General features: G+C 70.7%; 9 protein-coding genes. 1 reads left to right on the top strand and 8 read right to left on the bottom strand.

Annotated features, from left to right (window positions below):
• Positions 1–653: 653 nt before the first annotated feature.
• The 7 genes from ACFQ87_RS37100 to ACFQ87_RS37130 all read right to left on the bottom strand — a co-directional run bounded on the left by ACFQ87_RS37100 (position 654) and on the right by ACFQ87_RS37130 (position 7,909).
• Positions 654–1,154, bottom strand: a complete 501-nt coding sequence (locus tag ACFQ87_RS37100) for a hypothetical protein (protein ID WP_380615348.1) — start codon at positions 1,152–1,154, stop codon at positions 654–656.
• The gene (locus tag ACFQ87_RS37105; protein ID WP_380615349.1) at positions 1,151–2,188 is read right to left on the bottom strand and encodes an SCO0930 family lipoprotein; all 1,038 of its coding nucleotides are present in this window, start codon (positions 2,186–2,188) and stop codon (positions 1,151–1,153) included. The genes ACFQ87_RS37100 and ACFQ87_RS37105 overlap by 4 nt, the downstream gene beginning before the upstream one ends.
• 218 nt (positions 2,189–2,406) lie before the next feature.
• Positions 2,407–3,849, bottom strand: coding sequence for an NADH-ubiquinone oxidoreductase-F iron-sulfur binding region domain-containing protein (locus tag ACFQ87_RS37110; protein WP_380615350.1), 1,443 nt, complete (start codon positions 3,847–3,849; stop codon positions 2,407–2,409).
• Positions 3,846–4,751 carry a hypothetical protein gene (locus ACFQ87_RS37115; protein WP_380615351.1) on the bottom strand — a complete coding sequence of 302 codons (906 nt, stop codon included), beginning with the start codon at positions 4,749–4,751 and terminating at the stop codon, positions 3,846–3,848. Before ACFQ87_RS37115 ends, ACFQ87_RS37110 begins: the two co-directional genes overlap by 4 nt.
• A 147-nt stretch (positions 4,752–4,898) precedes the next feature.
• Complete coding sequence (locus tag ACFQ87_RS37120; protein ID WP_380615352.1) at positions 4,899–6,290, bottom strand: DUF1996 domain-containing protein; 1,392 nt, start codon at positions 6,288–6,290, stop codon at positions 4,899–4,901.
• Between the two features lie 87 nt (positions 6,291–6,377).
• Complete coding sequence (locus ACFQ87_RS37125; protein ID WP_380615353.1) at positions 6,378–7,061, bottom strand: DUF4142 domain-containing protein; 684 nt, start codon at positions 7,059–7,061, stop codon at positions 6,378–6,380.
• Positions 7,062–7,624: 563 nt separating this feature from the next.
• Positions 7,625–7,909 (bottom strand): helix-turn-helix domain-containing protein, encoded by a 285-nt coding sequence (locus ACFQ87_RS37130; protein WP_380615354.1) that lies wholly within the window; start codon positions 7,907–7,909, stop codon positions 7,625–7,627.
• A 310-nt stretch (positions 7,910–8,219) separates the two neighbouring features.
• On the opposite strand from ACFQ87_RS37130, the gene ACFQ87_RS37135 reads away from it, so the two are divergent.
• Positions 8,220–8,933, top strand: coding sequence for a site-specific integrase (locus ACFQ87_RS37135; RefSeq protein ID WP_380615355.1), 714 nt, complete (start codon positions 8,220–8,222; stop codon positions 8,931–8,933).
• Positions 8,934–9,608: 675 nt separating this feature from the next.
• Here the strand turns inward: ACFQ87_RS37135 and ACFQ87_RS37140 are convergent.
• A partial coding sequence (locus ACFQ87_RS37140; protein WP_380615356.1) for an NADH-ubiquinone oxidoreductase-F iron-sulfur binding region domain-containing protein occupies positions 9,609–10,532 on the bottom strand: 924 nt, incomplete at its 5' end.

Below are 10,532 nucleotides of genomic sequence, written 5' to 3' on the forward strand. Positions count from 1 at the left end.
CCTGCGCAGTCCCGGAGGCTGCCGCGCGAAGTCGCGCGAGGGCCCCTGCCGAGACTCGACCGCGTGGACGCGGCTGTGTTGAGGTACGCATGGGATTCATTACCTCCTGCCCGGATCAACCGGGTCGGGTCGGGCGTCGTGACCGCAGGCGCCGGCCGTGACCGTTGCGCCGTGATCGGTGGACGGATGGGGCCGCCCACCACATGGCGGCCGGAACAGCTTGGGGCTGCCGGACGTCATGGGTCTGGGCCGCCACGGAGGTTCGACCGCGACACCGCGCACCCGCGCGCAGGGGTGCGGCCACGCTTGGAGCGCCCACCGCAGCGAGAGGTTTCTCCGAGTTCGATCGCCGGGTCGAGCCGGTACGTGCTGTATGAACTGCGGCCGAACACTGCACGATTGGACCGCGGACTCGCATGGCCAGCAGGTAGATCGTCCGCACGAACACGGGGACCGATCATGCCCGGCTACGGATCGAGCGCATCGCCCGAGGTCAGCAGCGTGAGGCAATTTCGGAGCCCTGCGCGGGGGCTGGGCGCCCCCGGGGACGCCCGAGCTGCGACGGCGGTGGCGAGCCACGGAGACTTCCGCGGCCCAGGGCCGGGGAGTCCCGTGGCGTCGCCACCGCCCGATCGATCAAACGCTCGCCAGGGTCAGCCGGCTCCTGACGGATCGTGGCCGGTGTGATCACCGTGATCGGCGTGCCCGGTGTGGTCGGCGCCGCTGGTGATGACCCCGCCCAGCTTCGCGTGCAGGAGGTCCGCCGTGGCGTCGGACAGGACGACCACCCACCGGTCACCCACCAGGTACGACCCTCCGTACGCCTCGGCCTCCGACGTCCAGGCCGTCTGGGCCCCGCTGGTCGGGAAGGTGGCGATCCAGACCTCGTTTTCGCCGAGGGTGCACAGCCCCTGGCGGAGGTCCGTGGTGTCGGCGGTGATGTCGGCCGTGCAGCCGATCCGCTGGGCCAGGTCCTCCACCGAGGCCCGGGCGGCGTGGGCCGACGTCTGCGGCGAGGCGAGCAGCCCTCCTGCCCCGCCCAGCAGTTCGACGACGCCCAGGACGAGCAGGACGGTCAGCGCGAGCCACTGGAGCGCGCGACGGACGGTCCTCTGCGGCCGGACGGCCGCCACGGTGGAGACCCCGGCCGTCACTTACCGGTCACCGGCTTCCCCGCGGGGTTGATCGCCGACCACAGGTTGTCCTTGCCGTTCCCGTTGGCGTCACCGGGGGCCTTGTCGCCCGTGTAGGTGTAGACGGGCTTGCAGTTGACGGACAGCTGCCAGGTGCCGTCGGGGCGCTGCATCTTGCCGATCAGCTTCGGGTTCACGCCCTTGACCTGGGTCGCGTCGACGGCGGGCGCCGGCTTCCAGGTCATCGCGCACTGGCCCTCGCAGAGGGAACGCATCGGCCAGGACGGGTCCTTGGCGTACTGGTACAGCGTCATGCCCTGCGCGTCCACGACGATCGGGCCGAGCTGCGGCTGGGTGGCCACGGAGACCTGGGCTCCACCCGGGGCGGGCTGCGCCGGCTGGGACGTCGGGGCCGCACCGGTCGGCATCTCCGACGGGTAGGCCGACGCACCGGGGGCCGGGGCGGCCGCCTTCTTGCCGTCGGGCGCCACGGCGAACCAGACGCCGCCGACACCCTGGCCCTTGGTGTCGCCGGCCGCGGTGTCCTGCGCGTAGCGGTAGACCGGCCAGCCACCCAGCGTCAGCTGCTTCGATCCGTCGGCCCGCGTGACCTCGCCGATCGCGCCGGCGTCGATCCCGCTGCCCGCGGTCGTGCCCTCCTTGGTGACTGGCGGCCAGGTCTTGGCGCAGCCGTCGTTGCAGTTGGACATCGGGGGCTTGGCGGTGTCCTTGTCGAACCGGTAGAGGGTGAAGCCCTGGCCGTCGGTGACCACCATGCCGAGCTTGGCATCGTTGCGCACGGTCAGCGCGCCCCCAGCCTGGCCCCCGCCCGCCGACGCGCCGCCGGATTGACCGCCGGCGGACGGCGACGCGCTGCCACCGCCGTAGGAGTCGTAGGATCCGGCCGGCGCGGCGTCCTGCGCGCCCACCAGCTGGCCGGTGCCCGACCCGGACGGCGTCTTCGCGCTGCTGCTCATGCTGCCCATCAGGGCCATCACCACGAGCCCGACCAGCAGGATGCAGAGCCCCACCAGTCCGTATCGCTTCGTCAACATGTTCCTTGCCTTTCCATCGGTGGAATCTGGCCTTCCGTGGATGTGTGCGTCCCCGGTGATCCGGTCCGGCGTCGAACGCCGGTCCGCGGACCCGGGATGTGGGTTTCAGGGTCGATAGCCCTCCGGAACCTCTCGTTCGGCCCGCCGCCCCGACGAGCGGCCCAGGCCGCACGGGCCACGCTCGGGAAGGAGCGGCAGCGCCCGGAGCCGCGCCGGCCTCACTGGATCCGCAGCGCGAGCGCGGGACAACGGTCGACGGCTCGCGCCGCCTGGGAGAGCAGCTTCGCGGGTACGGGCATCACGCCCGCGGCGGGGAACCCGTCCGCCCCCAGCCGGATGACGTCGGGCAGGACACCGGTGCACAGGCCGTGGGCCTCGCAGAGCGTCCAGTCGACCACGATGGTGCCGGCGCTCTCCACCTCCGGCAGCGGCAGGACGTCCTGCGACGGCCGCCCGCACCCTCCCTGGTACGAGTGCATGACCAGGTCGTCGTCGAACACGGCCAGGGACGAGGCCACGAAACGGGCGGCGGCGTCGGGGTGGCTGCACGCACCCCGTCCGGTGACCGCCCGCATCCCGGCCTGCACCCGGTCGAACGCGCGCTGGCCACCGCCGCGCACCAGGTCCTCCAGGGACCCGGTCAGATCGGGGAGCCCCAGGTAGCAGGGCCCGCACTGGCCGGCCGTCTCGTCCGCCATCCAGCGGGAGATCCGGACGACCTCCCACAGCGGACAGGTCGTCTCCGGCAGCGGCAGGATCGCCCCGGCACCCAGCGCCCCGCCGAGGCTCTGGAAGGACTGGCGGGACACCACGGCCGAACGGGCGGCCTCGGGGGTCAGCCACTTGCCGTGGTAGCCGCCGACCAGGACCCCCTGCCCGACGTCCAGGCCGCACGCCGCCAGGACGGTCTCCAGCGGCACTCCGGTGGGGGTCTCCACCACGGTCGAGCCGGCGATCGTGAGCAGCACCGTGCCGGGTTCCTCGGGGGTGCCGATCTCTCGGAAGGGCAGCGCGCCCCACCGGGCCGCCACCGCGAGCTGGGCGTACGTCTCGGCGTTGGACAGCAGCGTGGGGGCTCCCCCGACACCGCTGTCGCTGGTGCGCACGCCGCCTCCCCGGGGCAGGGCGATCCCGTTGGTGATGCCACGGGCGAGCGCGCTCCCCTCGCCCGTGACGAACCGTTCGGGCAGCCGCACCACCGTCACCGGCGGCTTCACCGACCGCCGTTCGGCCAGCGCCCGGCGCAGGGACTCCTCGGTGTCGGTCCGCGTGACGCCGATCGCCACCTGTTCCGCGTCCAGCGCGGCGGCCGCGATCAGCGCACCGTCCACCACGAGGTGCGGAGTGCGCAGGAGCAGCGTGGTGTCCTTCAGGCAACTCGGTTCTCCTTCCGTTCCGTTGACGACCACGACCGGACTGGTGCGGCGCCGGGCGACCGCCTTGACGACCGCCCTGAGCTTGCGGGCGAAGGGGAATCCGGCACCTCCCCGGCCGCGCAGGTCCACGTTCTCGGCCAGTTCGGCCAGCTCCTCCGCTCGCAGTGCCGGCAGCTGGCCGTGGACCACGAGGTGGGAGCGGTAGTCGACCCGGTCCAGGCTCTCCAGGCCGGCGAACAGGACCGGCCGTCCGAACCAGATGACGGGTGGGGGGAGGCCGCTCACCCGTCCTGCCGCCGACGTCCGGGTCCGATGCCAGCCAGGCCCGGACCGGCGGCCATGGCCTGCCCCGCGGCCACCGGAACGCGCGGGACGGTGATCTCGGGGCTCGTGGCCACCGGCAGGCGCGGGAAGGTGGCCTCGGGGCCGCCGGCCTCCGGCGGGAGCGGCCGGACGGGGGCCTGGCGCGGGCCGGAGCGGTCCTGGAGGAGCAGCCTGAGCGAGAGCGCGACGATCACGCCCACGACGGCCACGCCGTACAGCAGCACCACCCAGGAGGCCGCGAGCCGGCCCGATTGCAGCCCGTGGACCAGGCCAGCGCCCCAGGCCGGGTACGAGAAGAGGTGGATGACCCTCCACCGGCGCACGTTGCCCGAGCGGGCGAGCCTCCCGCGGGCCGCCCCTGCGAGCGCCACCGCGGGGAACAGGTAGCCGGCGACGGTGCCCAGTCCCAGGACCACCGGTCGGGCCGGGTCGGCGAACGGCACGAAGGCCGCGAGCGCGCCGATCTGTCCCACGACCAGCTTCATCCAGACGTGCAGGGCCAGGAAGACGACGCCGGCGACGCCCATCGCACGGTGGACGGTCTGCGCGACGAGCCGGTGGGTCGGCCTCAGGATCAGCCGGTCGGTCGCCGCCAGCCCCCACAGGACAGCGGAGGTGAACGACACGAGTGCGAGCACCCCGACGGCGTACGTCAGGAACGACTGCAGTCTGGGGTCGACGGCGACGGCCGTCACACCCAGGCCTGCCGCCAGCGGCGACAGGAGGGACCACGGGCTCGACCACTTGCGACCGCCCTTCGCGGGCTGGTCGCCCTGGGGCGCCGCGCGCGCCCGGCCGGCCCGCTCGACGCCCCGCGGTACCGGGCCGAACCGCCGTGACCGCCGCTTCTGCCCTCTCACCATTGCTGAGCCCTCCGGCCTCGTCCTGAACCTGCTGTCGGATCGGATGTCGGGATCCCGGCGCTGGCGGGGCGGGGAGCCGCGATCGCTCCCCCGCGCCGGGCCGGGCCCGCCCGTTGCTCTCCGGGAACCGGTCCCGGAAGGGGCGGGTCACCCGCAGCGACGCCCCTGGTTGATGCAACTGACCATCTGGTCCAGCAGGCCCTGGTTCATGTTGTTGATGAAGTCACCGTGATCGGTGATCGGGTTGTGGAGCTGTTCGGGGAAGCTGTCGACGGCGAACCGGACCCCGGCCGGCACGTCGTAGGTGATGCGCTGCGTCAGTTGCGGGATCACCTTGAAGTTCTTCGGGCACGCGCCCGACTTGTCGGAGAACGCCGTGTGGGTCCGGTGGTTGGCACTGTCGATGTTCTTGCCGTCCCAGCAGTCCGGGAACTTCAGCGTCCGGACGACCCTGCTCCCCTGCGGGCAGATCGGGTACTTGTCGACGACCTGGCGGTTCTCGAAGCCCGTGCAACTCCACGACGCGTGGGCGTTCGCCGGCCCGTTGGTGAAGGCCTTGGCGTCGCCGGTGATGATGCGCATGAACCGCTTCATCGGCTGGACGGGGTTCCCGACGCTGGAGGTGTACGTGATGTCCGCCTCGGCCGGCTGCAGGATCCGTCCCACGTTCTTGTCCTTGCCACCACCGGGCGCCTTGGCGTCCTTCTCGTTGGTGCCGTCGAAGACGCGCAGGACGGGCCAGTAGTACGCCGACCCGTCGCCGTTGGTGCACGTGGTGCCCGAGGCGGCGAGTTTGTTGTTGGAGGCGAACGCGTCCGTGGCCACGTTCCCCACGTAGTCGTGCATGTGGTGCGCGCCGTTGCTCACACCGGGGGCGACGATCACGTTGTCGGGGTTGAGGTGGCGGTTCTCGTTGCGCCCGCACTGGGACGTGAAGGAGCCGGTGGCCGACCCCTTCTTGACGGGCGCCGGGACGTTCGGGGACACGCTCTTGATGTCGACGAACCCGTTCTTGGGGAGGGACTTCACCTGCGCGGCCGCCTGGGTCTGGGCGACGGCGCCGCCCACGCCGTCGGCGCTGAACCCCTTGGCCGCGTCCTGAGCCACCAGGTCGTGCCTGACCGTGCACTTCGCCATGCCCGAGAGGTCCTTCGGCAGACCGGAGTCCGGACCGGCGCTGTCCGCCAGCTTCTTCAGGGTGTCCGCGCGCTTGTTGGCGAGATCGCCCATGACGCGATTCTCGTTGTCGCCCGGGGTGGGCGCGGACAGTCGGTTGTACGCGTCCGCCACCTGGACGTCGAGCTCGGCGAGGTTCTTGTCGACCGCGTCCTGGGACGCTTCCGGCACCTCGTTCAGGGCCACGCTGGCGTCGGCACAGGCGACGGTGCCGAGCTGTGGGGACGCCGACGGCTCACTCGGGGGACGCTGGCCGGCGAAGGCCACCGCCGCGACCGTCCCCGCCGCGCCGGCGCCCAGGATCACCGCCGACAGCAGGGCACCGGCCCTTCGCTTCGACGTGCCACGTTTATGAGACTTCATGTACTTCAACACTCCTCAGACGGGATCGGGCCTGCCTGGCAGGCCACGGACAGCCTTCATCCGGGTCGTCGCCCAGCGGGTCGTCGCCTAGTAGTGGGGCGATCCGGCGGGCGCCGGCGTGGCGCTCGCAGACGGAGCGGACGGAGCGGACGAACCGGTCGGCAGCGGGGCGAGCTTGTCGAACTTGACGAGTCCGGTGCCCTCCAGGACGTTCATGTGGTCGAGCACCGTGCCGTTGGCCGTGGTCGCCAGATCCCGGACCGTGGAGTTCTGGGTGCTTGCGCGCACCTGGGCCACGACCGCGAACACCTGCCCGTGGGCGCTGCGCAGGATGTTCGCGAATTGCTCGTCGAAATCCGCGCCCTGCGCGGCGTCCAACTGCTTGAGCCAGCCCTGCTGCTGTGCCGAGGGCTCGCTGGGCACGTCCAGGTTCAGGGTCTGGGCGGCGGTCAACACCGCCTTGTCCAGGTCGGTGTGACCTTGGACCAGGTGCTGGCCGGCCATTTTGACCTCGGGGCTGGTGCCCTTCGCGAGGGCCATCCGGCCTGCGGGAATCTCCCACAGTCCGGCCAGCCGAACCCGCTTGACGAAGTCACGGTCCTGGGCGGTGAGCGGCCCGGTGGGCGTCTGCGTCACTCCTTGGTCCTCGCTCACCGGCGCGCTGCGATAGGCACCGGCCGACTTCGCCACCGGGTACACCAGGGCCGCCGCGGTGAGGATCATCGCGACGATGATCAGGAGGGTGGCGAACGACCTCGGAAGACGGCTCACCAGGGGGAGGCCGTAGGCAGCTGTTCCCGGTCTACGCTTCTTCCTCATGGATGACATGGGGCTCTTCCTCTACTGCACCCGGAGGTCAGGGCCGTGGGGAACCCACGGGAACTGGTCCGGGTGGGCCTCGATGGTCCGCGCGGTGATGACCCACGCGCAACGGTCCACGGACGGCGCGGCCGACGAGGGGATGATGCGGCAGCACGGGACGGCTGCCACGATGGGACGGTCCGGCTCCGAACGCTTGGCGTCGCCCCGGAAGGGATCACGACCAGGCCCACCGACGGAACCACAGCGAGATCAACGGTTGGATCGCCGACGGCACGAGGGACGGCGTCACGGACGGTGTGACGGGCTTGATCGCGGACAGCATCGCCGGCGGCCGCTCCGGCCCGGTCAGGGCGAGGACGGTCCCGGGGTGGAGCGCACCCCGTGCCGTGCGTCGTCGGTGAGGGATCGGTCAGCGTCAGCGGGCCGGCCTCAACGCCCGTTCGTCCGGATGTTCCGCTGGGCCCCTGTCGCCTGGAGCAGAGACCGAATCCCCCGCTGCGGCGCAGGCACGACTACTCGGACGTCATGATCTCGATCTTCAACGCCAGCAGGAGCTCGAACCTGGCCCGGAGGTCGCGCAGACCGCTGTCGAAGATCTTCTCCAGGATGCGCAACCGGTTCCGTACAGCCTGCGGGTGGATGCGGAGCAGGCGGGCGGTCGGGAGCGTGCCGCCGCCCGCCAACCGGGCCAGCAACATCTCCTCCACCCACTCCCCCTGCTGCAGTGTCATGTCGGCCAGGCATCCGAGCCACTTGGCCGAGAGGTGACCCGCCAGCAGCGGGTCCTGGAACAGCACGGATGACGTTCATCTGTCGGTGCCTCCGTATTTCGCGGTGGTTGAGGTGTCTGCGCGCCGGCACGGAGTGGTGCCCAGCCTTCTTCCGGGTACGCGCGAAGAGGCCAGATCGGCTCACGAGTTGCCCTGGTCCGCGACCTGGCGAGAACGAACATAGACGGTTTTCGGCGCGTGGAGCGCTCTCCAGCCTGAACTTTCGACTCCGCTAAGGAATGCCTCATGTCGCGCTTCACCAGGCACTCGAAGCGGGGCGGTGGTCCTTGGCCGCCTGTGCGCCGCGCTGAACCTCGCTGTACGCCGCGGCCTGGTGGTGCGCAACGTCGCCCAGCACGTCACGATCTCACGCAAGGCCAAGAAGAAGGCGGAGGCGAACAAGCCCAACAACAACCCGTGGCACGAGGCCGAGGTCAAGGCATTCCTCAGCGCCATCAAGGGTCACCGCCTCTACGCCGCAATGATGCTGGCACTCATCGCCGAACGCCCCGCCGAAGTCTGCTGCGCGCGCTGGGACGAGGACGTCGGCCTCAGTGCAACCGGCACGATCGCCGCCCAGAACACCCGCACCATCGTCTACGACCGCACACTGGAGAAGGGATCACGCAACAAGGTCGTCGAGAAGGACACCAAAACCGAAGCCGGAAAGCGCACTCTTCCCCTGCCGGCACCCGCCCTCAAGGCCCTGAAGAATTTCAAGGCCATCCCGGCGGCGGAGAAACTCGCGGCCGGAACCGCCTACAACGACACCGGATATGTTCTCGTGGACGAGCTGGGAAACCCGCTCAAGACGGACAAGCTCCGGCGCGAGGCGTACAAGCTCATCGAGACCGCCGGCGTTCGAAAGGTTCGCCTCTACGACGCCCGGCACGCCACGCTCTCCTGGATGGCCAACAACGGCGTCCCGGGCACCGTGGTCTCCGCCTGGGCCGGTCACTCGGACCTCAGCTTCACGAAGCGGGTATACGTGCACCCCGACCCGCAGAGCCTCAAGGCAGGCTCGGAGAAGCTCGGCGAGCTGCTCGACTGACCGTGATTATCACCGATGTGAGAAGTTGTGAGAGGCAGGCCCAGAAAACGATCAAGGGCCTCGCTCCACTCTCGTGAAACAAGGCCCTGACCTGCGACTTTGGAGCGAACTCCGGTCGGGACGACAGGATTTGAACCTGCGCCCCCTTGCCCCCCCGGTCATCGAACGATGATCCGACCAATGTTCACCAGGTCGAATATCGCTGGTCATGGCATATCTCCGGCCCCGCATGGCGCCTGATACGTCTCATGGCGTCCGGTCCGCGAGCGCCCTGTGAGAAGCGCGTAAGCTGCGGTGAGTTACCTCACTGCAGCTCAGGTGCGAGCAGGCGCTCACGATCCAAAGGCTTGCTCAGCTTGACATAAAGCTGACTCTCGCCGAAGGGCGCCTTGCCACAGCGGGATTCGGCGCCACTCCGATCTGAAAGACCATCGATACGAAATCCTAAGTCGAATTGAAGCCTGAGCGACGACAAGCGCCCTGACGTACTCCATGAGTTGCACGAGAAGGAAGGATGGATCCTCATCGGCTGTCCGGGCTGCTTCGCGGTAGGTAGGCGCGTTCTTTCCCGGGAAGCCGTCACCCGAGTCGACCAGCTCCGCGCGCCGTTCTGTCCAGGCTGGCCATGCCCCCTTCAGGTACTCCTCAAGATTGTCATAGAAGACTGCGTACGTCTCAGTCGCGACCGTCTCTGGCCGCGGTAGCCGCGAGCGTGAACAGCTCCGGGGCGATGTCGGCGCACAGCCCGTGCCCGTCGCACAGCGCCCAGTCCACCTTCAGGTTCACCCGGCCGTCCTCGGCGACGTCCCGGTCCGGGCTCCAGGGTGCGGTCCGCAGCACTGCGCGCACCCGCCGTCCACAGCCGGCGCGCTCGGTGTGCGCCCGGACGTCCTCGGCGAACGCGCTGAGCGCGGACCTAACGAACCCGGCGGAGCCGTCGGGGTGGGAGCAGGCTCCCTGTCCCACCACCGCGGCGGCGAGCTGGCGGACCTCCTCCACCGCCCGGGTGCCACCGCCGGCCACCATCGCGCCGAAGGCCCGTGCCAGCTCCGGCAGTCCGCGCCGGCAGGGGCCGCACTGGCCCGCCGACTCCGCGGCCAGCCACCGGACGATCCGCTGCGCCTCGCCCAACGGACAGGTGTCCTCGGGCAGCGGAATGACGATCCCGGCGCCGAACGTGCCACCGGACTGCCGCATCCCCGCCCGGGAGCAGGGGGCGGACACCGCCGACGCCGCGTCCAGGAACATTCCGTGGTAGCCGCCGACCAGCACTCCTTGGCCCGGCCCGGTCCCGCAGGCGTCCAGCACCGCGCCGAGCGGTGTCCCGGCCGGGGCCTCCACCACCACGGGCCGCCGGGCGCCCGGGCGGTTGACCGTGAGCAGTACCGTCCCGGGCTCGGCGTCCGGGCCCACGGCGCAGTACGCCTCCGCTCCGAGCCGGGCGGCGATGGCCAGTTGGGCGTACGTCTCGGCGTTGGAGAGCAGCGTCGGCAGCCCGTCGACACCGCCGGGTCCGCCGTCGGAGGAGCGGACCTTGCGGCTCGGCGGCAGGGCGACCAGTCCGTTGATGCCGCGGATCAGCGCACCGGACTCGCCGGA

Origin of the sequence: Kitasatospora sp. NPDC056531 (assembly GCF_042794375.1) — a bacterium.
GTDB lineage: Bacteria > Actinomycetota > Actinomycetes > Streptomycetales > Streptomycetaceae > Kitasatospora.